Genomic DNA, 21,763 nt, shown 5'->3' with positions numbered 1-21,763 from the left:
AAGGGGAGGAGCCGGATGCGCGCTGCGATCTTCAGGAACGGTGAGATTGTCGTTGGCCGGATGGCCGAGCCGACGCCGGGCCCAGGTCAGGTTCTGGTCAAGACGCTCGCCTGCGGCATCTGCGGCTCCGACCTGCACGCGCGCCAGCACGCCCACCGCATGGTGGAGATGGCGCGGAAGACCGGGCGCAAGCCGATGGACCTCAGCCGCGACGTCGTGTTCGGCCACGAGTTCTGCTGCGAGATCGTCGACTACGGCCCCGGCACATCGCGCAAGCTGAAGCCGGGAACCCAGGTCTGCTCGCTTCCCGCGCTGGTGACGCCGCAGGGCATCGAAGGAATCGGCTATTCCAACGACAATATCGGCGGCTATGCCGAGGCGATGCTGCTGAGCGAAGCGCTGCTGCTCGAAGTGCCCAATGGCCTCGCGCCGGAGCATGCCGCGCTCACCGAGCCGCTCGCCGTCGGCGTTCATGCCGTCGCCAAAGCCAATATCCGTGGCGGCGAGGTGCCGCTCGTGATCGGCTGCGGCCCGGTCGGACTCGCGGTGATCGCCGCGCTGAAGCTCAAACGGCTGCATCCAATCGTCGCGGCCGACTATTCGCCGGCGCGGCGTGCGCTCGCCGCAAAACTCGGTGCCGACATCGTCGTCGATCCCCGCACGTCGCAGCCTTACGCGACCTGGGCCGAGCACGCGCAGATGTCGGAGGCCGAGAAGGCGGCGCGGCCGCCGTTCCAGGCCATGCTGCCCGCGCTGAAGCCCGCGATCATCTTCGAATGCGTCGGCGTGCCCGGCCTGTTGCAGCAGGTATTCGAGGGTGCCCCGCGCGATGCGCGCATCGTCGTGGTCGGCGTCTGCATGGAGAGCGACAGAAGCGAGCCCATGCTCGGAATCATGAAGGAGCTCAACGTCCAATACGTGCTCGGCTACACCCCGGAGGAGTTTGCTGCGTCGCTGCGCCTGATCGCCGAAGGGCAGGTGGACGCGGCCGCGATGGTCACCGCCGAAGTCGGCCTCGACGGCGTCGCCAAGGCCTTCGCCGATCTCGCCAACCCCGAAGCCCACACCAAGATCATCGTGCAGCCGTGGCGTTAGGAGTGTCAATATTTGGCTGGCACGTACATCTCCGGCGGGACCGGGCCTCGCTGATAGTCGGGATGTCGCACGCGCGGCGGCAGCGTCACCGGAGCCCGCACGACCTCCTGGTACGGGATCTGAGTCAATAGGTGTGCGATGCAGTTGAGCCGGGCGCGCTTCTTGTCCACGGCATCGACGATCCACCACGGGCTATCCGGCAGATGCGTGTGCTCCAGCATCGTCTCCTTGGCCTTGGTGTACGCCTCCCAGCGACTGCGCGACTCGACGTCCATCGGGCTCAGCTTCCACTGCTTCAGGGGATCCTTGATGCGCATGGTGAAGCGGAATTGCTGCTCGTCGTCGGTAATCGAAAACCAGTACTTGACCAGGATGATGCCGGATCGGATCAGCATGCGCTCGAATTCCGGCACGGTCTTGAAGAACTCCTGGTACTCCGCCTCCGAGCAGAAGCCCATCACGCGCTCGACGCCGGCGCGGTTGTACCAGCTTCGGTCGAACAGCACGATCTCGCCGCCGGCCGGCAGGTGCGCGACGTAGCGCTGGAAATACCATTGCGTGCGCTCGCGCTCGTTCGGCGCGGGGAGCGCCGCGACGCGGCAGATACGCGGATTGAGCCGTTGCGTGATGCGCTTGATCACGCCGCCCTTGCCGGCGGCGTCGCGGCCCTCGAACAGCACCACGACCTTCTTCCTCTCGCTCTGCACCCAGTCCTGGAGCTTGATCAACTCGCCCTGGAGGCGAAGCAGTTCCCGGAAATAGAGCCTGCGATCGACCGTCGGTTTCAGCGTTCCGGTCTCGTCGAGGAGCTCGTCAAGACGGGCATCATCCAGCTCCATCTCAAGTTCCTCGTCGAGATCGTCGGCCATTTCCTGGATGATGCGCTCGCGCTTGGAGATCTCGGATTTGCGTTCGGCTGCGGTCATGGGCTCTTCTCTCGGCTCGGATACCAGCACAACGACCATCGGCGGGGTTTGTTGCGCCCATGTGACAACATGCAATCCGGCGGACGCTTGGTCACACCGGCAGCGCGATCGAATATTTCACTTGGCTCAGCGCAAAGCTCGATTCGATCGAGGCAATACCGTCGAGCCGGGTCAGCTTGGTCTTCAGGAACGTCTCGTAGGAGGCGAGGTCGGCGGCGACGACGCGGAGCAGATAATCGCGGTTCCCGGTCATCAGATAGCATTCCAGCACCTCGTCCCATTTCGAGATGGCGCGGGCAAAGCGGTTGAGATCCTCCTCCTTCTGCCGTGCCAGCTTGATCGAGATGAACACGCTGACATGCAGTCCCAGCGCCTTCTGGTCGACGGTCGCGACATAGCGCGAGATGACGCCGCGCTCCTCCAGGAGCTTGACGCGGCGATGGCAGGGCGAGACCGAGAGCCCGACCTTGTCGGCGAGCTCCTGCATGGTTAGGCGGCTGTCGTTCTGAAGGTGGCTGAGGATCTTGCGGTCGATGGCGTCGAGCTCGGGCATTGGGATGAAACCTGCATTTTGTCCGGTACGTTGGTAAAGTATCCCAATATCGGCGGGTATGGCGCGAAAAATTGAGAAGTTTGACGCACCGCGCAGGCGTATGATCGGTGCATATTTCCCGGAGCATCGCCATGCCCGTTGACCCCGCCCGTCTCGACATCCTGACCGCCCTCAGCCGCAAGGCGCTGTGGCTGTCGTCCTGGACCATCCACCACGCCAACCACATCCGCTCCAATGCGGATGGCCTCAAGGTCGGCGGCCACCAAGCCTCGTCCGCCTCGCTCGCCACCATCATGTCGGCGCTGTACTTCCACGTGCTGCGCCCTGAGGACCGCGTCGCGGTGAAGCCGCATGCGAGCCCGGTGTTCCACGCCATCCAGTATTTGTTCGGCCGGCAGAGCCGCGAGAAGCTGGAGAATTTTCGCGGCTTCAAGGGCGCGCAGTCCTATCCCTCGCGCACCAAGGACGTCGACGACGTCGACTTCTCCACCGGCTCGGTCGGCCTCGGCGTCGCGCAGACGCTGTTCTCATCGCTTGTGCAGGACTACGTCAAGGCGCATGGCTGGATGAAGGACCGCCGCGAGGGGCGGATGATCGCCCTCGTCGGCGATGCCGAGATGGACGAGGGCAACATCTTCGAGGCGCTCGCAGAGGGCTGGAAGCACGGCCTGCGCAACACCTGGTGGGTGGTCGACTACAACAGGCAGTCGCTCGATGCCGTCGTACGCGAAGGTCTCTGGGAAAAGTTCGAGACCATGTTCCGCAATTTCGGCTGGGACGTCGTCATCGTGAAATACGGCCGCCTGATGCGCGAGGCCTTCGCCGAGCCCGGCGGCGAGGCGCTGAAGACGTGGATCGACAATTGCCCGAACGCGCTTTATGCGGCGCTGTGCTTCCAGGGCGGCGCGGCCTTCCGCAAGCACCTCCATGATGAGATCGGCGACCAGGGCCCGATTACAAAGCTGATCGACAAGCGCAGCGACGAGGAGCTGCTGGCGCTGATGTCGAATCTTGGCGGCCACGACATGGCGAGCGTGCTGGAGGCGTTCGATTCCATCGACCACGACCGCCCCGTCTGCTTCATCGCCTACACGATCAAGGGCGTCGGCCTGCCGTTCCAGGGCCACAAGGACAACCACGCCGGCCTGATGACGGTTGCGCAGATGGAGAAATATCGCGACAGCCAGAACATCCGGCCCGGACACGAATGGGACAAGTTCGAAGGGCTGTCGCAGGATGCGGCCGAACTCGAGGCCTTCCTCGCGCGGGTGCCGTTCAACGAGGATGGCCGCCGGCTCACGGCGCCCGTCGTCGAGGTGCCGCAACAGCTCGCCTTCAAGCCGTCGCCGCAGATGTCGACCCAGCAGGGCTTTGGCCTCGTGCTGAACGAGATCGCGCGCAGCGACAGCGAGCTCGCCAGGCGCATCGTCACGACCTCGCCGGACGTCACCGTCTCCACCAATCTCGGCCCCTGGGTCAACCGCCGCGGCCTGTTCGCGCGGGCCGAGAAGGCGGACTTGTTCCGCAGCGAGAAAATTCCCTCGACCTACAATTGGGACGCTTCGCCAAAGGGCCAGCATCTGGAGCTCGGCATCGCCGAGATGAACCTGTTCATCATGCTCTCGGCGCTCGGCCTGTCGCACCAGATCAACGGCGAGCGGCTCTTGCCGGTCGGCACGCTCTACGATCCCTTCATCGAGCGCGGCCTCGATGCGCTGAACTACGCCTGCTACCAGGACGCGCGCTTCATGGTGGCGGCGACGCCGTCCGGCATCACGCTCGCGCCCGAAGGCGGCGCGCATCAGTCGATCGCAACGCCCTTGATCGGCATGGCGCAGGACGGCCTCGCCTCGTTCGAGCCGGCCTTCGTCGACGAGCTCGCCGTGATCATGGCTTTCGGCTTCGAGCACATGCAGCGCGAGCCGGGCGAGGGCGGTTCGGTCTATTTGCGCCTCTCCACACGCGCCATCGAGCAGGCGCAGCGGATCATGACACCGGAGCTGCGACAGGGCATCACCGACGGCGCCTATTGGCTGCGCAAGCCGGGGCCGAATGCCGAGGTCGTGATCGCCTATACCGGCGCGGTCGCGCCCGAAGCGATCGAGGCGACCGGCTTCATCGGCGAGAGCCGCCGTGACGTCGGCCTGCTCGCGATCACTTCGGCCGACCGTCTGCATTCGGGGTGGACCGCCGCGCGGAAATTGCGGCGCGACCGCCGCGGCGTGCAGCATCTCGGCCACATCGAAAAGCTGCTCGCGCCGCTGCCGCGCGACTGCGGCATCGTGACCGTGATTGACGGCCATCCGTCTGCGCTCGGCTGGCTCGGCAGCGTCCGTGGCCATCGCGTCGAGGCGCTCGGCGTCGAGCAGTTCGGCCAGACCGGCAGCATCGCGGACCTTTATCGGCACTATGGCATCGACGCCAACGCCATCATCGATGCGGCCGAAAGCCTCACCACCGGCGCGCCGGTGCTGCATCGGAAGATGGCGGTGTAGCTACGTCGTCATTCCGGGGCGCGCGGAGCGCGAGCTATGGTGCGCAATTTTGCGCACCCGAGAATCCATCGGGCGCCAGGGCAGGTGGTGAAATGGATTCCGGGCTCGCGGCTTGCCGCGCCCCGGAATGAATGCGGGGCCACCTTGCCACGTTCCCGCCATCGGCTCATATAACCTCCGCTCGCCGCAACGCTGGCCCGCATATGGCGGGTTCAATTGCCGGCGCTTTCGTGCAAGGATGCCTGCCGAAACGCCCCCTCCAAGCCCCCAAGAAGAGGTTAACGATGGTCAATCGCATGCAATTCTACATCGACGGCGCCTGGGTCGACCCCGCCGTCAAGAAGTCCACCGCCGTGATCAATCCGGCGACGGAAGAGGCGATGTACGAGGTTGCGCTCGGCTCCAAGGCCGACGTCGACAAGGCGGTTGCCGCCGCCAAGCGCGCCTTCGCGACCTTCTCCCAGACCAGCCGCGAAGAGCGCGTCGCGCTGCTCAGCAAGGTCATCGAGGTCTACAAGGGCCGCCTCAAGGAGATCGGCGCCGCCGTCTCCGACGAGATGGGCGCACCGCTGCCGATGGCGGAGAAGCTGCAGGCCGGCGCCGGCCTCGGCCATCTCATGACCACGCTCGACGTGCTCAAGAACTATCATTTCGAGGAGCCGGTCGGCACCGCCATGGTGCTGCGCGAGCCGATCGGCGTGGTCGGCATGATCACGCCCTGGAACTGGCCGCTGAACCAGATCGCCTGCAAAGTCGCGCCCGCGCTCGCCGCCGGCTGCACCATGATCCTGAAGCCCAGCGAGTTCACGCCGACCTCGGCGCTGATCTTCGCGGAAATCCTCCATGAAGCCGGCGTGCCCAAGGGCGTGTTCAACCTCGTCAACGGCCTCGGCCCCGAGGTCGGCGCCGCCATGAGCGAGCACCCCGACATCGACATGATCTCCTTCACCGGCTCGACCCGCGCCGGCATCGACGTCGCGAAGCGCGCAGCGCCCACCGTGAAGCGCGTCAGCCAGGAGCTCGGCGGCAAGTCGCCGAACGTCATCCTCGAAGGCGCCGACCTCACGAAGGCGGTGACCGGCGGCGTGATGCACATGTTCAACAATTCCGGCCAGTCCTGCAACGCGCCATCGCGCATGATCGTGCCGCTGTCCAAGATGAAGGAAGTCGCCGCGATCGCGAAGGCCGTCGCCGACAAGACCAAGGCCGGCGATCCCCGCGCCGAAGGCACCACCATCGGCCCGGTCGTCAACCGCGGCCAGTGGGACAAGATCCAGGGCCTGATCAAGAAGGGCATCGACGAGGGCGCAACGCTCGTCGCCGGCGGCCCGGGCCTGCCCGAAGGCGTCAACAAGGGCTTCTATGTCCGTCCGACCATCTTCGCCGACGTCACCCCTGACATGACGATCGCGCGCGAGGAGATCTTCGGGCCGGTGCTGACCATCATCGGCGCCAAGGACGAAGCCGACGCGGTCAAGATCGCCAATGATACGCCGTATGGCCTCGCCGGCTACGTCACGGGTGCGACGGTCGAGGACGCCAAGCGCGTCGGCCGCCAGATCCGCGCCGGCAACGTCAACCTGCAGGGCGTGCCCAACGACCGCACTGCGCCGTTCGGCGGCTACAAGCAGTCCGGCAACGGCCGCGAATGGGGCAAGTTCGGCCTCGAGGACTTCCTCGAAGTGAAGGCCGTCGCCGGCTTCAACGCGGCGTAAGTTCTTCCGTCTGAACAAACGAAGCGCCGGAGCGGGCAACCCCTCCGGCGTTTTTTATCGCTGTCCTGTCATTGCGAGGCGTCGCGAAGCGACGAGCCCGGAATCCATTCCTCCACAAACTCCGTCGCACAATGGATTCCGGTGGTTCGCGCCGAAGAGGCGCGCCCCGGAATGACGCCAGAGAGTTTCGCATTCCGAGGAAAGATCTCGGAGGGTGGGCAAAGGCGCGCTCTTTGCGCGACGTGCCCACCATCGCGCGACGAACGAGAGATGGTGGGCACGCTTCGCTTTGCCCACCCTACGAGACCGTGCTCGCGGCGCGTCTATCCCCCCACCGCGCCCTGCGTGTTCACATACAGCGCGTAGATCGACTGGCTCGCGGCCATGAACAGGCGGTTGCGCTTGACGCCGCCGAAGCAGACGTTGGCGCAGCGCTCCGGCAGGGCGATGCGGCCGATCATGACGCCGTCGGGCGCGAACACCACGACGCCATCGAGCTCGGGATCGCCCATGCCCCAGCCGCACCAGAGATTGCCGTCGATGTCGCAGCGCATGCCGTCGGGCGTGCCCGGCCCGGCATCGATATGGACGCGCTTGTTTGCGATCGTGTTGCCCTCGGGCGAGACGTCATAGGCGAGGATCTTGCGGTTCGGCACCCCACGCGATTCCACGACATAGAGAATCTTCTCGTCCGGCGAGAAGCACAGCCCGTTCGGTCCAAGCACGCCTTCGGCGACGATGGTCGCCTTGCCGGTCGCGGGATCGAGCCGATAGACGTTGGGCTCGATCTCGGGCTCGGCCTTGTAGCCCTCGTAATTGCCGAGCAGGCCGAAGGTCGGGTCGGTGAACCAGATCGAGCCGTCCGATTTAACAACGACATCGTTCGGCGAGTTCAAGCGCTTGCCGTTGAATTGATCGATCAGCACGGTGATGCTGCCGTCATACTCGGTGCGCACCACGCGCCGGCCGCCGTGCTCGCAGGTGATCAGCCGGCCCTGCCGGTCTCGCGTGTTGCCGTTGGCAAAATTCGAGGGCTTGCGGAACACGCTGACCGCACCGGTCTCTTCCTCCCACTTGAGGATGCGCTGGTTCGGGATGTCGCTGCACAGCAGATAACGTCCGTCGCCGAACCACACCGGCCCCTCGGCCCAGCGCAGGCCGGTCGCCAGCCGCTCCACCGCCGACAGTTTCAGCCAGTATTTTTCGAAGCGGGGATCGAGCGCTTTGATCGCGGGATCGGGATAATAGGTCGCCGGCCGCCAACCAGGCCGTTCCTCCGTGTGGGACGATGCCTCATTCATGCCGGTTCTCTCGTTTCGTTCCCTCTGGACAATCCTGCTATCATTAGAGACACGTGATCGCAAATTCGGTCACCAACGGCGAGGGACGACATGCCGCGTATTCTGATGACGGGAGCTTCGGGCGGGATCGGGACGAGCCTGCGGAAGCTGTTGCCGCCGATCTACCCGGATCTCCTACTGTCCGATATCAAGCCGCCGGCTGATCTCGGCCCCGATGAAAAATTCAAGGCCGCGGACCTCGCCGACCTCGCGCAATGCGAGGCGATCTGCGAGGGCGTCGACGGCATCCTGCATTTCGGCGGTTATTCGGTCGAAGGCACCTGGGATCAGATCCTCCAGGCCAACATCATCGGCGGCTACAACCTGTTCGAGGCGGCGTACCGCAAGGGCGTCAAGCGCGTGGTGTTCGCCTCGTCGAACCACGCCGTCGGCTTCTACCCGCGCCATCACAAGATCGGCACCGACGTCACCCCGCGCCCCGACGGCCGCTATGGCATCAGCAAGGTGTTCGGCGAGGCCGTCGGCGCGCTCTACGCCGACAAGCATGGGCTGAAGGTGACTTGCCTGCGCATCGGCAATTTCGGCGACATGCCGCTCGACAAGCGCCGGCTCTCGATCTGGCTCAAGCCGGACGATCTCGTGCAGCTCTGCCGCATCGGGCTCGAGCATCCCGACATCCATTTCGAGATCTTCTACGGTGCCTCCTTCAACGAGCGCGCCTGGTGGGACAACCACCGCGCCTACGAATTCGGCTATCGCCCCACCGGCCGCGCCGAAGATTTCCGTGAGCACGCCATGGCCGAGCAGGCCAAGCTGAAGCCGGATCCGGTCGGCGATTACTTCCAGGGCGGCACGTTCTGCAGCATGGAGTTCGACGCTGATCCGGATCGTGTGATCGACTGGAATAAGCGGTAGAGATCGTTCACCGGCCGAGCGTCAACAGCGGCTTGCCGGTCTCGACAATGTAGGTCGCAAGCTCCGCGGCGTTGCCGCTGCCGACATTCTTCACGGCGTGATGCACTCCGTGAGGAATGAGCAGCACGTCCCCGGCTTTCAGGATGACGGGCGGCCTCCCGTCGAGCCGATATTCCAGCTCGCCTTCGATCAGATAGACGAGTTCTTCGCCCGGGTGGCTGTGCCTGACGGCAACGACGCCCGGAGGAAAGTCGACGCGAACCTGGATGACCTCGCGCCCGGGCGCACTCAGCGCTTCCTTCATGAGATGTGTGCGCTTGATGTCGCCCAGTCGTGGCTCTTCGGATCGTGCCGAGAGTGAAGCCAGGCTAATTGCGGCGATCAGCGCCGCCGCAACCACGATTCCACGTTTCGTCATGTGAATGTCCTTTCGGATTGTGCAGGATGTTGTCGGTGAGCGCATCAACCGGCGGCAGCCGCCGGTGTTGCGCGAAAGCTGATGGCCATGCGGTTGTAGGCGTTCATCAGGCTGATCGCGATCGTGAGGTCCACGAGCTCACGCTCTTCGAACACGGCGCGTGCGGCCTGGTATGCCTCGTCGGGCACGCCGGTCTCGGCAACCCGCGTCACCGTCTCCGCCCAGGCCAGGGCAGCCTTTTCGCGTTCGCCGAAGAGATTGCCGGCCTCGCGCCATGCCTGCAGCAGTGCGACCTTCTCGACCTTTTCTCCCTTGTTGAGCAGGTCGCGGGTGTGCATGTCCAGGCAGTAGGCGCAATTGTTGATCTGCGAGATCCGCAGATAAACCAGCTCGATCAGCGTGGCGGAAAGCCGGCTCTGCAGGACGTAGCCGTAGACACCCCCGAGCGCCTTGATGCCTGCCGGCGCGATCTGGTTGTAGTCGAGACGCTTACTCATGTTTCTCTCCTTGGCGGTGATTCTGCTGGATGGCGGTGGTCGGATCCTTCTCGCTGCTATCGATGGCGAACACCGCGAGCAGCGCGAGCCCCGCCGAGGATGAATCGTATTTTCATGGCGGGGCTCCTGTTTTCAAATGCGTGTCTGTTGCGCTGTGGTGTGAGCTCTCACCTGCGGATGACGGCCTTCAGCGAGTCCGTGAACACCCAGAAGGAAGCGGCGAGCAGGCCGACGTCCTTCAGCAGGAACTGACCCGGAGCGACCGTGATCGCGGGGACCCCGAGCTCCGGCACGACGACGCCGGGCGTCGAGATCATGAAGCTCAGCGTGGTGACGAACAGCCCGGCCGACAACAGGCCGCCGGCCGCGGAGTAGATCGGGCTGGACAGGCGGAGCGCGATCAGGAGCCCGATGCTGAGTTCGACGAAGCCGAGAAAGGTCGAGAAGCCGCGCACCGAGAACAGCGTGTAGAACCACCGCAGCAGCGGGCTGTTCTCGACCAGGGGCACCAGCCCCTGCGCTTCGTAGTCGGTGAATTTCATTCCGCCGAACCAGGCGTAGATGATTGCGAGCGACGCGTAGAGACCGATCCGGCTGATCGGTTCGGCGTAAGCGAGCAGGCGTTCAGACTGTTCGCGCCAACTGATCGTGCGGCGCAGGGCGATCGATAAGGTGGACGATTGGCTGATGATGCGTGACATGGTGATCTCCGTTTGATGCCGGTTGTTCGCTCACGCACTCACGTGCGTGTGCAGGTTGTAGCGAGGGGCGGGAATGGCGCTCGAGAGCTTGTTCGTCATGGCAAGCCGCGCGCTCTCGTGGCGATCCCACTCCGACTTGTCGGCGAGCGCCGGGATCGTCACGACTTCGCCGAGGTCGAGACCGGCGAGGGCCGCGTCGACCATGTCGCCGGCCGACATGACGATCTCTGCCGGCAACTGGTGAACCGGCGTGCCCGCGATGTCCCAAAACTCCGTCGCAGTGGCGCCCGGCAGCACGGCCTGAATGCGGATGCCCTTCCCGGCGAGCTCGTGAACGAGTGACTGGGTGAATGCGAGCACGAAAGCTTTCGATCCGCCGTAGACGCCATTGAGCAGCTCCGGCGCGATCGCGACGATGGAAGCGATGTTGATGATCGTGCCGTGGCCGCGGGCGATGAATCCGGGCACCGCTGCGTAGGTCAGGCGCGTCAGTGCACCGACGTTGAGACGGATCATGTCCTCCATCTTGTCGATGTCGGAATCGATCAGCGGGGCCGAGGCGCCGACGCCGGCGTTGTTGACCAGCACCGAAATGTCGCCGTTGGTTCTGATGAGTTGCTCGACGCGGCGGAGGTCGGCAGGGGATGTGAGATCGGCTTCCACCGTTTCCACCTTGCGGCCAGTTTCGTTGCCGAGCCTGCGCGCGAGCGATGCGAGCCGCTGCCTGTTGCGCGCAACGAGGATGAGGTCGTGGCCGCGCTTCGCCAGGCGATCGGCGTAGATCGCGCCGATTCCGGTCGAAGCTCCGGTGATGAGGGCAGTGCCTGTTCTGGTCTGGGTCATTTTCGTCTCTCCTTCGGTTTGGGTGCGGAGAGGAATAGGCACTTCCGGAAATGGTGGGTATCTGGCAAAATCGGGATCTTTCCTTCCAGAATATGGAAGTGTCCCATGGATCGTCTCGAAAGCATGTCGGTGGTCTTGGCGGTGGCGGAGGCGGGCAGCCTGTCTGCTGCCGCGCGCCGTCAGAAAATGCCGTTGGCAACGGTGAGCCGGAAGGTTTCGGAGCTCGAGGAGCACCTCCAGACCAAGCTGTTTCATCGCTCGAGCCGCGCGCTCGTCCCAACGGACGCCGGTCGCTCCTACATCGCCGCGGCCAAGCGAATTCTCGCCGATCTCACCGAAGCCGAGCGCGTTGCCTCCGGCGAATACACCACGCCGCGTGGAGATCTCAGCATCACGACGCTGGTCGCGCTCGGTCGGCTCTGCTTGCAGCCGATCCTTGCCGAGTTCCTTGCGGCATTTCCGGAAGTGGACGTTCAGCTCATCTTGCAGGACCGGACGCTCAACCTTCTGGACGAGAACATTGACGTCGCGCTTCGTGTCGGCGATCTCGCCGACAGCGGCCTGATCGCCGTGCGGGTGGGGGAAATTCACCGCGTCGCCTGCGCCAGCCCATCCTATCTGAAGCTGCGGGGAACGCCGAAGGCTCCCGATGATGTCTCCGCCCACGACTGCATCAGCTATCCTCCGCTTCAATCGCCGGGCACGTGGAGATTCAAACGAGGGCAGACCGAGTATGCAGTGCCGGTGCGGTCGCGCTTCATTGCGAGCAATCTGGAATCGGCCATCGATGCCGCGCGCGCAGGCATCGGGATCACCGTCGTGTTCTCCTATCTGGCGTCGGATGCGCTGAGGTCTGGAGAGCTCGTTGCGCTCCTGCAGGACTTTCAGCCGCCGCCGCAGCCGGTCAGCTTCGTCTACTCGCCCAACCGCTTCATGCCGGCGAAGCTGCGAGCGTTTCTCGACTTCGCAGGGCCGCGCCTGAGGGCGCGCTTGGCCGACATGCCCGGAAACGTTGCGCCGCGGAGGCCGCGGACGTAACTGTGGGCCCGCACATCAGAAATGCAGGTTGAGCCGCAACAGCGCTTGGTGCCGCTCGAACTGATCGAGGTTGAGGCTGCGAACGTCGCCGATCGCCTGGCCGGCAACCTGCATCTGCCAGGTGCCGGAGATGCCGACCTCCTTCGAGATGTTGTAGGAGAAGGTTGGGCCAGCAAAGACTGCGTCTCCCAAAAAGCGGTCGAGGCCGCCGCCGTCATAGGCCCGCGCGTAGCGTACGCCGAGGCCGAAGAGAAGGTCGGGATGCACGGCATACGAGATCGCGGCCTGGAGCTGCATCTCGGAATCGTGTCGCCAAAGATTGGTCGAGATCTCGCGGGTTCCGCCGGTCCCGTACCAGACGTTGAAGGCGGCGAACAGCCTGTCCTTGACCAGCTCGCGATCGAACAGCGCGGCAAACTCTGCGCCATATTGCGCGATGTGCATGCCGCTGCCGTCGTCGATCCGGCTCCAGCCGGGCTGCGCATGGAGAGTCAGCCCAAAGGGCGCGACGGCGCGATCGAGCAGCTTGTAGCGCAGTTCGAGCGCCACCCCGCCGAAAGCGAGGTCGCGATGATCGGCCAGTCCCGGAACGCCATTGATGTGATGTCCGGTCAGCGCGAATCCCGGCGCGATCCGGAAGTTGTCCGAGACCGTGTATTTGACCTGATTGAGATTGGCCCAGGCTGCGTAAGTGCCGGAGCGCTTGCCGAATGCGCCGACATTCTCGAACTCGATCTCCATTTCGCCGGGCTTGCCGATGTCGGAGCCCATGCTGAAACCGAAGATGTGCTCGGTGTCGATCTCCGAATGAGCCGACGGCAAACCTCCCGCCAGCTTGCTGACGCCGGGGGCCGGTGCTGAGCCGGGCCAGGCATAGGCGAGGCCGCGTGGACCGTCGTCGGCAGAGGCGGAGACGCAACTCGCCAGATGACCGGCGACGACAATTGCGGCCGTTATTGCGGCCCGCAAGCTCAACTTTCTCAGCACGACATCCACCAACCCGCGCGAACCAAGGACACTGATCGACGCAAGGAGCTTGGTTCACGCGAAGCCCCTGCGATTGCAAGTCATTCGCAACAAACATTCCACAGAATGGCCGGGCGTGCAACTATTTGCTAATCATTCTTAGTTGCGTTCAATGGAGCTGCGGTGGGCTGGCGGGCCGGAGACGTCCGCGCCGGAGAGGCTGGAAGCGGGAGATCCCGTGCGCGTCGGGCGCCGTCCCGTGCGGCAATGCCGTGCGGTCCTCAGGAGCGCCAGAAACCAAGCGTCAGGCCTGCAAGTCGAGTTATTGACAATCAGGGCGTTGGCCTTACCACCACGACAAAAGCTGAAGGGAGCGCCCTGATGACGAGTGGCTTGCGCAAGGGTCTGACGAGCTATGGCGATGCCGGCTTTTCGCTGTTCCTGCGCAAGGCGTTCATCAAGGCCATGGGCTATTCCGATGACGCGCTGGAGCGCCCGATCGTCGGCATCACCAACACCTATAGCGACTACAATCCCTGCCACGGCAACGTCCCGCAGATCATCGAAGCCGCCAAGCGCGGCGTGATGCTGTCGGGCGCGATGCCGTTCGTGTTCCCCACCATCTCGATCGCGGAGAGCTTTGCGCATCCGACCTCGATGTACCTGCGCAATCTGATGGCGATGGACACCGAGGAGATGATCCGCGCCCAGCCGATGGATGCGGTGATCGTGATCGGCGGCTGCGACAAGACGCTACCGGCGCAGGTGATGGCCGCGATCAGCGCCGATTTGCCGACGGTGGTCATCCCCGTCGGGCCGATGGTGGTCGGTCATCACAAGGGTGAGGTGCTGGGGGCCTGCACCGATTGCCGCCGTCTCTGGGCGAAATATCGCGCCGGCGACATGGACGATGCCGAGATCGAGGCGGTGAATGGCCGCCTCGCGCCGTCGGTCGGCACCTGCATGGTGATGGGCACGGCCTCGACCATGGCCTGCATGATCGAGGCGATGGGCCTGTCGCTGCCGATGAGCGCGACGATTCCGGCGCCGCATGCCGAGCGCTTCCGTCTCGCCGAGGCCAGCGGCAAGGTTGCCGCCGAGATGGCCAAGACCAAGGGGCCGAAGCCGAGCGACGTGTTGACGCCGGCCTCGTTTAGGAACGCGCAAGTCGTGCTGCAGGCGATCGGCGGCTCGACCAACGGCTTGATCCATCTGACCGCGATGGCGCATCGCTCGCCGCACCGGCTCGATCTCGCAGCGTTCGACCAGATCGGCCGCGAGGTGCCGGTGCTGGTCGATCTCAAGCCGTCCGGCGAGCATTATATGGAGCACTTCCACCACGCTGGTGGCGTGCCGAAGCTGCTGGCGCAGCTCGGTGATCTCGTCGACCTCGATGCCAAGACCATCAGCGGCCAGACGTTGCGGGAGATCGCGGCGAATGCGGAGGACGTGCCGGGCCAGGATGCGATTCGTCCGCGTGATAATCCGATCAAGAAGGAGGGCGGCCTCGCCATCCTGCACGGCAATCTCGCCCCGCGCGGCGCGGTCATCAAGCAATCCGCCGCCAGCCCGAAGCTGCTGCAGCACACCGGGCGCGCCGTCGTGTTCGAATCCGTCGAGGACATGACCTTGCGGGTCGACGATCCCGATCTCGACGTCAACGCCGACGACGTGCTGGTGCTGCGCAACGCCGGCCCGAAGGGCGCGCCGGGCATGCCGGAAGCCGGTTATCTGCCGATCCCGAAGAAGCTCGCGCGCGGCGGCATCAAGGACATGGTGCGCATCTCGGATGCGCGCATGAGCGGCACCGCGTTCGGCACCATCGTGCTGCACATCACCCCGGAATCCGCCGTCGGCGGGCCGCTGGCGCTGGTTGAGAACGGCGACATGATCCGCCTCGATGTGGCCAAGCGCAGCATCGAGCTCTTGGTTGACGCCGCCGAGCTGGAGCGGCGCCGCGCTGCGTTGAAGCCGGTAGCCGCGCCGGAAGAGGCGCGGCGCGGCTACGCCTGGCTGTTCAACGAGACCATCCTGCAGGCCGACGAGGGCTGCGATTTCGACTTCATGCAGAGAACGGGCCCCGCGAAGGGCTGAGCCACCGCCTCGCTACTTCCCCTTGCTCGTGAACTTCTTCACGGCGGTGCGGAACGCTTCCGTGTTCATCGCCATGATGATCTTGTGCTCCTCGGCATCGAGCTGCTGCTTCACCGGCGTGGTCGCCGCTTGATAGACCAGCTGCTTGGTGCCGGCGATTGAAGCCGGCGGGTTCTGCGCGAGACGCTCGGCAAGTTTTCGCGTCGCGGTCTTCAACTCGGCCGCGGGGACGGTCTTGGCAACCAAGCCCCATTCATAGGCCTGCTGCGCGGTAAAATTATCCTCGGCGAGAAAGATCTGCAGCGCCCGGCGGGAGCCGACCGTGCCGACGATGCCGACCGTCGAGCCGCCGTCCGGCGACACCCCGATCTTGGCATAGGCCGGCGTGAACTTGGCATCGTCAGCGGCGATGCAGAGATCGGTGACGAAGGCGAGGCCCATGCCGGCGCCGGCGGCCGAGCCGTGCACGCTCGACAGCGAGATCTTCGGCATGCGCCTGATGATCTCGATGAAGGCGTGATAGTGCTTCAATAGCTCGCCGACGACGGGTGTCACCGTGCCGGCTTCGGCTGCGGCCCCGATCGTCTGCAGATCGCCGCCGGCGCAGAACGCGCGGCCTTCGCCTTCGAGCACCACGACGCGGATGTCGTCGGCGCCTTCGATATAGGTTGCGAGCTGCTCGAGCTTCTGGGCAATCGCAAGATCGATCGCGTTGAATGCGGCAGGGCGGTTCAGCGTGATGGTCGCGATCGGGCCGTCGACCTTGAGCAGGGCGGGATCGTCGGGCTTTGAGACGGGAGCGGTCATCTGGATTCTCCGGCGGGAGGTCGAGGCTCGAACTAAATCGCAGAAGGGCAGGGGTGACAATCCCCGAACCACCGCTCTTGCGCCGGGCGGAACGATAGGCTCAAATGGAGCCGCTTTCGCCAAGGGACGGACACGAGCGCCGGCTCCTCGCAAGGCCAGCAAGCAAAATCAGCGAGAGAGGAGGCGGCATGGGTCACGCTCGTGTCTTCCGGAAATGGGCTGTCCGATGAGTGGCTCGGTGATCATCGTCGGTGCCGGCCATGGCGGCTACCAGATCGCGGCATCGCTGCGCCAGGCCGGCTTTGCCGAGCGCATCTGCCTGATCAATGACGAGCCGCATCTGCCCTATCAGCGGCCGCCGCTGTCCAAGGCCTACATCAAGGGCTCCGCGGGCCCGGAGAGCCTGATGTTCAGGCCTGAGAAGTTTTACCAGGACCAGAGGATCGAGCTGATCGCCGGCCGCGCCGCCTCGATCGACCGCGCCGCGCGTAAGGTGCATCTCGCATCCGGCGAGACGCTGGACTATTGGCACCTCGTGCTGGCGACCGGCGCGCGCAATCGCCTGCTCGATCTGCCCAATGCCAATCTGCCCGACGTGAAATATCTGCGCATTCTCGATGACAGCGAGGCGCTGCGCGCGATCATGCCGTCGAAGACGCGCGCCGTGATCATCGGCGCCGGCTTCATCGGCCTCGAATTTGCCGCGACCGCCCGCATCAAGGGCCTCGAGGTCGACGTGCTTGAGCTCGCCCCGCGCGTGATGGCGCGGGCGGTGACGGCGGAGGTCTCGGAGTATTTCCAGGACCGCCACCGCGAGGCCGGCATCCGTATCCATCTCGGTGTGCAGGCGACCTCGATCGAAGCCGAGGCCGGCAAGGTCACCGGCGTGTCCTTGAGCGACGGGCGGCATCTGCCGGCCGACCTCGTCGTGGTCGGCGTCGGCGTGCTGCCGAACATCGAACTCGCGGCCGAGGCAAGGCTGCCGGTCGCCGCCGGCATCATCGTCGATGAATATCTGTCGACGGCTGATCCCAGCATTTCGGCCATTGGCGATTGCGCGCTGTTCGCAAGCCCGCGCTTCGGCGGATCGCTGCGGCTGGAATCGGTGCAGAACGCCACCGATCAGGCCCGCTGCCTCGCAGCAAAGCTGACCGGGGATAAGAAACCGTACGACAGCCATCCCTGGTTCTGGAGCGATCAGGGCGACGACAAGCTCCAGATCGCGGGGCTGACGACCGGCTACGACCGCGTCGTGCTGCGCGGCGATCCCGCCAGGAAGGCGTTCTCGGCGTTCTGCTATCACGGCGACAAGCTGCTCGGAATCGAATCCATCAACCGCGCCGGCGATCACATGTTCGGCCGGAGATTGCAGGCTATGGACCGCTCCATCACGCCGGAGCAGGCCGCGGACGAGAGCTTCGACCTCAAGAGCGCGCTGGCCTAGCTCGAGCCCTGCCGCTCCGCGCGAAGCGCCGCCGAGACTTCCGCAATCGTCGGCATCGACGGTGCTGCACCCATGCGTTGCACGCTGACCGATGCGGCGACATTGGCGTAGCCCAGCGCGCTCTCGATCGGCTGACCATCGGCGAGCAGCGCCGCGACAGCGCCGACAAAACAATCACCCGCGCCGGTCGTGTCCACCGGGGTTACATTGCGGCCTTCAATAGTCAAAAGTCGGTCGTCCACCAGCGCAATCACTCCCCGCTTGCCCAGCGTGACGCAAATGATCTGATCACGGTTCATCTGGATATGCCTCGCTGCATCGGCAATGCGATCATAGGGATCGTTGTCCGCAAGCTCGGTCTCGGCCAGCAAACCCAGCTCGGTCTCGTTCAGCACGAGAATATCCACGAGCGCCAGCAACTCGCCCGAGATCTTTTGTGCCGGCGCCGGGTTCAGCACGGTCGTGGCCCCGGCCTCACGCGCCCGCGCAAAGAACGCGGCAATGGTCGGCAACGGGATCTCGAACTGGCTGACGGCGACATCACCCTTTGCCAGCGGCGCGGCCGCCACATCCTCCGCGCTGACCAGCGCGTTGCTGCCGGGAATAACGATGATGGTGTTGTCGGCCTCCGCGACTGTAATGATAGCGGTGCCGGTATGCACCTCCGGCGTCTCGCGCACCGAGCCGAGATCGACGCCCTGTGCATTGAGGAACGCCCTCAGCTCCGCGCCGAACGAATCCCTGCCCAGCCGGCCGATTAGCGTGGTCGGCGCGTCGAGCCGTGCCGCCGCGACAGCCTGGTTCGCGCCCTTGCCGCCTGGGAAATACAGCACCTGGCGGCCGGCGACGGTCTCGCCGATTCGTGGATGGCGATCGGCCGTCGCCACCACATCCATGTTGATGCTGCCGGCGACGTAAACCCGCCCCATCTTTTCTAGACCCTGATCTCGAACTCGTGCCTGACCTTGGCGATATCGACCAGCGTCGGCAAGCCGGCCTCGTTGCCGAGGCGCTGGATCTTGAAGGTGGAAGCGGCGCGGGCAAAGTCGAAATGCTCGCGCCAGCTTTTGCCGGGATGCGCGAGGTAGGAATAGACATAGGCGCCGTGGAAGACGTCGCCGGCGCCGTTGGTGTCGATCACGCGCTCGCGCGGGATCGGCATCGCCGGCATCACCTGCACCGTGCCGGTTTCGTCGTACCAGAACAGGCCCTTCTCGCCCATGGTGACGCCGCCGATCTTGCAGCCGCGGCTCTTGAGATAGTCGAGCATCTTCTCCGGCGTCAGATCCATCTGCTCGCACAGGCGCTCGGCGACGATGGCGACGTCGATGAATTCGAGCAGCTCATGGGTGTTGGTGCGCAGGCCGCCGCCGTCGAGCGAGGTCAGGATGCCGGCCTCGCGGCACACCTTGGCGTAGTGGATGGCGGCATCCGGCTGGTGGCCGTCGACATGCAGCGCGCGGCAGCCGCCGAGATTAAGCATCGGAAAGGGGTGGATGTGCTCGTCGTCGCGGCAGCGGACGATGGCGCGCTTGCCGTCCTTGGGCATGATGAAGGAGAGCGAGGACTGGTTGACCTTGCGCCCATGCAGCGAGATGCCGTACTTCGCGCACATGTCCTGGAACATGCGCCCCAGCCAGTCATTGGCTGCGGTCGCGATCAGGTCCGGCACAATGCCGAGCTTGGCGCAGCAGAACGCCGCCGTCACCGCATTGCCGCCGAAGGAGACCGCGTAGTCACGCGCCACGTGCTTCTCGTCGCCGGTCGGCATGTGGTCGGTGATGAAGACGACGTCGATATAGGTCTGTCCGATGAAGAGAGCCTGCATTGCTTGTCCGTGATGCGCTTGTGGTCCCGGCCGGCGAGATTACTCTAGCACCGGTTCCGCTCCGGAGGGACGCTGAAATTATTCGCAAAACTGCCGCCCGAAGCGCTTGAGGTCAGCATGGTCCGGGAATACGACCATCACTGGCCTATGCCAAGCCCGGACAAACGCCGTCTTTCGCTCCCGGGGTTCCCCGTCCACAAAAAGGGTGCAGAATGATCACCGGCCTCGATCACATCGTCGTTCTCGTAGGCGATATCGGTGCGGCCAAGGCGGCCTATCAGACGCTGCTCGCCCGCGCGCCGGCCTGGCAGAACTCGGGCGATGGCGCCGACCGGGTGCTGTTCACCCTCGATAACATGACCATCGAGCTGATGGCCCCTCACGGCTTCAGCGTCACCGCCGACCGCATGCGCGGACTGCTCGGCGACCAGGAAGGCATCCTCGCCAGCCTGTGCTTTCGTGTCGCCGACATCGGCAAGATGCACCGCCGGCTGGAGCGGGTGGCCCTGAGGCCTGATACGGTCGCCGAGGTCGAAAGCAGCGACGCCGCCACCGACGCCGTGCTGCACTGGAAGCGCACGCGTGCCGCGACGGAGCTGACGCGCGGCGTGCGCATGTTCTTCCTGGAGCTGGCCGACGAGCGTCCGAAGTCCGCCGTGACCGACATCGCGCCGATCGACGGGCTCGACCACGTCGTCGTCACCACGGAGGATTCCGAGCGCGCCGCCGCGCTCTACGGCGCCCGGCAGGGCCTCGATCTCGCGCTCGATCGTTCGCACCAGGACTGGGGCCAGCTGATGTTCTTCCGCTGCGGCGACCTCATCGTCGAGGTGGTGCGCCGCCCGGTCGCCGGCGGCGATGCCGCGCATGACCGGCTCTGGGGCCTGAGCTGGCGGGTCGGCGACATAGACGCCACCCGCGCCCGCCTGATCGCGAGCGGACTCGACGTCTCAGAGGTCCGCACCGGCCGCAAGCCGGGGACGCGCATCATGACCGTGCGCAACGGCACCTGCGGAATCCAGACCGTGCTGCTGGAGCGTTCGCCGAAGCCGGTGGAGTGATTCTGTCATTCCGGGGCGATGCGTAGCATCGAACCCGGAATCCATTTCGCGGCTGACTCTGCCGCCCAATGGATTCCGGGCTCGCGCCAAGAGGCGCGCCCCGGAATGACGAACATTCTCAAACTCACGCTCGCGTGCTACACGCGTCTTGTCGGCACCCAGCGAGCACCCGGTTTGGCGAAGGCAAAGCGAACTCTGAAATGGCAGCGTGACCCCGAGGGGATGCGGCTGCGCATTCTCGAAGCCGCCAAGCAGGAGTTTTCCGCCCATGGCCTTGCCGGCGCGCGCGTCGATCGCATCGCGGCCAAGGCCGGCGCCAACAAGCGCATGCTGTACTATCACGTCGGCAACAAGGACGAGCTCTATCTCGCCGTGCTCGAAGGCGCCTATGACAAGATCCGCAGCGAGGAGCGGGGGCTCGACCTCGAACATCTCGATCCGCCCGAGGCGATCCGCCGCCTGATCGAGTTCACCTGGAACTACTTCCTGCGCAACCCGGAATTCCTGTCGCTGCTGCAGACCGAGAACCTCGCGCGCGCCAAGCACCTGAAGAAATCGACCAAGGTCAAGTCGATGCACTCGCCCTTCGTCGAGATGATCCGCACCGTGGTGCGCCGCGGCGTCGAGAACGGCGATTTCCAGGTCGCGGTCGATCCGGTGCAGCTCTACATCTCCATTGCGGCGCTCAGCTTCTTCTATCTCTCCAATTCGGCAACGCTCAGCGTGATCTTCGGCCGCGATCTCCTGGACAAGAAGGCCAAGGAGGAGCGGTTGGCGCATATGGTGGGCCTCGTGTTGGCGGCATTGACAGGCAAGTCCGCCGCGCTGTTCGAGATCGGCAAGATGCCGAAGTCGCACGGCGCGGTCGTGCAAGCGGTGTAGTTCTCAAAGCTTTCTGTATCCGTCATGGCCGGGCTTGTCCCGGCCATCCACGTGCATCCGCGCGTAGGGGAGACGTGGATGCCCGGGACAAGCCCGGCCATGACGGGGAGCTGCCGCCGCAAAACGTCACAGGGAAAGCTCTGGACAGTATTTATCCAACGGGTTAATTTCTCCCATAACGAAG

At 64.8% G+C, this 21,763-nt stretch carries 20 protein-coding genes; 9 read left to right on the top strand and 11 right to left on the bottom strand.

Annotation, left to right across the window (positions count from 1 at the left end; all coding sequences use genetic code 11):
* Window positions 1-15 precede the first annotated feature (15 nt).
* Window positions 16-1,095, top strand: a complete 1,080-nt coding sequence (locus I6F17_RS00625; protein ID WP_225123688.1) for a zinc-binding dehydrogenase — start codon at window positions 16-18, stop codon at window positions 1,093-1,095.
* 5 nt (window positions 1,096-1,100) lie between these two features.
* Here I6F17_RS00625 and ppk2 read toward each other — a convergent pair whose 3' ends face one another.
* On the bottom strand, window positions 1,101-2,021 hold the full coding sequence (ppk2, locus tag I6F17_RS00620) for a polyphosphate kinase 2 (RefSeq protein ID WP_225123687.1): 921 nt from the start codon (window positions 2,019-2,021) through the stop codon (window positions 1,101-1,103).
* Between the two features lie 91 nt (window positions 2,022-2,112).
* Window positions 2,113-2,574, bottom strand: coding sequence for an Lrp/AsnC family transcriptional regulator (locus I6F17_RS00615; RefSeq protein ID WP_027571162.1), 462 nt, complete (start codon window positions 2,572-2,574; stop codon window positions 2,113-2,115).
* A gap of 131 nt (window positions 2,575-2,705) precedes the next feature.
* Here I6F17_RS00615 and I6F17_RS00610 point away from each other — a divergent pair, with 131 nt between their 5' ends.
* Window positions 2,706-5,069, top strand: a complete 2,364-nt coding sequence (locus I6F17_RS00610) for a transketolase (RefSeq protein ID WP_225123686.1) — start codon at window positions 2,706-2,708, stop codon at window positions 5,067-5,069.
* Between the two features lie 284 nt (window positions 5,070-5,353).
* On the top strand, window positions 5,354-6,784 hold the full coding sequence (locus I6F17_RS00605) for an aldehyde dehydrogenase family protein (protein WP_036025855.1): 1,431 nt from the start codon (window positions 5,354-5,356) through the stop codon (window positions 6,782-6,784).
* A gap of 323 nt (window positions 6,785-7,107) precedes the next feature.
* Here I6F17_RS00605 and I6F17_RS00600 read toward each other — a convergent pair whose 3' ends face one another.
* Window positions 7,108-8,085, bottom strand: coding sequence for an SMP-30/gluconolactonase/LRE family protein (locus tag I6F17_RS00600; protein WP_225123685.1), 978 nt, complete (start codon window positions 8,083-8,085; stop codon window positions 7,108-7,110).
* 90 nt (window positions 8,086-8,175) lie between these two features.
* On the opposite strand from I6F17_RS00600, the gene I6F17_RS00595 reads away from it, so the two are divergent.
* Window positions 8,176-9,000 (top strand): NAD(P)-dependent oxidoreductase, encoded by an 825-nt coding sequence (locus I6F17_RS00595; protein WP_225123684.1) that lies wholly within the window; start codon window positions 8,176-8,178, stop codon window positions 8,998-9,000.
* A 7-nt stretch (window positions 9,001-9,007) separates the two neighbouring features.
* Here the strand turns inward: I6F17_RS00595 and I6F17_RS00590 are convergent, their stop codons facing one another.
* The 4 genes from I6F17_RS00590 to I6F17_RS00575 form a co-directional block, all read right to left on the bottom strand.
* Window positions 9,008-9,418 (bottom strand): cupin domain-containing protein, encoded by a 411-nt coding sequence (locus tag I6F17_RS00590; protein ID WP_057027025.1) that lies wholly within the window; start codon window positions 9,416-9,418, stop codon window positions 9,008-9,010.
* A 44-nt stretch (window positions 9,419-9,462) separates the two neighbouring features.
* Complete coding sequence (locus tag I6F17_RS00585; protein WP_225123683.1) at window positions 9,463-9,915, bottom strand: carboxymuconolactone decarboxylase family protein; 453 nt, start codon at window positions 9,913-9,915, stop codon at window positions 9,463-9,465.
* 167 nt (window positions 9,916-10,082) lie between these two features.
* The gene (locus tag I6F17_RS00580) at window positions 10,083-10,616 is read right to left on the bottom strand and encodes a DUF417 family protein (RefSeq protein ID WP_082641336.1); all 534 of its coding nucleotides are present in this window, start codon (window positions 10,614-10,616) and stop codon (window positions 10,083-10,085) included.
* 30 nt (window positions 10,617-10,646) lie between these two features.
* Window positions 10,647-11,459 (bottom strand): SDR family oxidoreductase, encoded by an 813-nt coding sequence (locus I6F17_RS00575; protein ID WP_225123682.1) that lies wholly within the window; start codon window positions 11,457-11,459, stop codon window positions 10,647-10,649.
* 105 nt (window positions 11,460-11,564) lie between these two features.
* Between I6F17_RS00575 and I6F17_RS00570 the strand changes: the two genes are divergently transcribed.
* Window positions 11,565-12,497 (top strand): LysR family transcriptional regulator, encoded by a 933-nt coding sequence (locus I6F17_RS00570; RefSeq protein WP_225123681.1) that lies wholly within the window; start codon window positions 11,565-11,567, stop codon window positions 12,495-12,497.
* 15 nt (window positions 12,498-12,512) lie between these two features.
* Here I6F17_RS00570 and I6F17_RS00565 read toward each other — a convergent pair whose 3' ends face one another.
* Entirely contained in the window at window positions 12,513-13,484 is a 972-nt protein-coding gene (locus I6F17_RS00565) for a hypothetical protein (RefSeq protein WP_225123680.1), read from the bottom strand.
* Window positions 13,485-13,844: 360 nt separating this feature from the next.
* Between I6F17_RS00565 and I6F17_RS00560 the strand changes: the two genes are divergently transcribed.
* Complete coding sequence (locus I6F17_RS00560; RefSeq protein WP_225123679.1) at window positions 13,845-15,557, top strand: IlvD/Edd family dehydratase; 1,713 nt, start codon at window positions 13,845-13,847, stop codon at window positions 15,555-15,557.
* Between the two features lie 12 nt (window positions 15,558-15,569).
* On the opposite strand, the gene I6F17_RS00555 is transcribed toward I6F17_RS00560, so the two are convergent.
* Window positions 15,570-16,364 (bottom strand): enoyl-CoA hydratase/isomerase family protein, encoded by a 795-nt coding sequence (locus tag I6F17_RS00555; RefSeq protein WP_057027029.1) that lies wholly within the window; start codon window positions 16,362-16,364, stop codon window positions 15,570-15,572.
* 226 nt (window positions 16,365-16,590) lie between these two features.
* Here I6F17_RS00555 and I6F17_RS00550 point away from each other — a divergent pair, with 226 nt between their 5' ends.
* Window positions 16,591-17,808, top strand: coding sequence for an FAD-dependent oxidoreductase (locus I6F17_RS00550; protein WP_225123678.1), 1,218 nt, complete (start codon window positions 16,591-16,593; stop codon window positions 17,806-17,808).
* Here I6F17_RS00550 and I6F17_RS00545 read toward each other — a convergent pair.
* Together I6F17_RS00545 and I6F17_RS00540 are read right to left on the bottom strand one after the other, a co-directional pair.
* Window positions 17,805-18,737: a ribokinase gene (locus I6F17_RS00545; protein ID WP_225123677.1), complete on the bottom strand. Its 933-nt coding sequence runs from the start codon at window positions 18,735-18,737 to the stop codon at window positions 17,805-17,807. The genes I6F17_RS00550 and I6F17_RS00545 overlap by 4 nt on opposite strands.
* A 5-nt stretch (window positions 18,738-18,742) precedes the next feature.
* Window positions 18,743-19,636 (bottom strand): sugar kinase, encoded by an 894-nt coding sequence (locus I6F17_RS00540; RefSeq protein WP_225123676.1) that lies wholly within the window; start codon window positions 19,634-19,636, stop codon window positions 18,743-18,745.
* 212 nt (window positions 19,637-19,848) lie between these two features.
* On the opposite strand from I6F17_RS00540, the gene I6F17_RS00535 reads away from it, so the two are divergent.
* Both I6F17_RS00535 and I6F17_RS00530 read left to right on the top strand, forming a co-directional pair.
* Window positions 19,849-20,697 (top strand): VOC family protein, encoded by an 849-nt coding sequence (locus I6F17_RS00535; RefSeq protein ID WP_225123675.1) that lies wholly within the window; start codon window positions 19,849-19,851, stop codon window positions 20,695-20,697.
* 174 nt (window positions 20,698-20,871) lie between these two features.
* Window positions 20,872-21,579 (top strand): TetR/AcrR family transcriptional regulator, encoded by a 708-nt coding sequence (locus tag I6F17_RS00530; protein WP_225123845.1) that lies wholly within the window; start codon window positions 20,872-20,874, stop codon window positions 21,577-21,579.
* The last annotated feature ends 184 nt before the right edge of the window (window positions 21,580-21,763 follow it).

It is taken from the genome of Bradyrhizobium sp. NBAIM18 (assembly GCF_020193825.1).
Classification (GTDB): Bacteria; Pseudomonadota; Alphaproteobacteria; order Rhizobiales; family Xanthobacteraceae; genus Bradyrhizobium; species Bradyrhizobium yuanmingense.
This window is presented reverse-complemented; position numbering and strand designations above follow the sequence as displayed.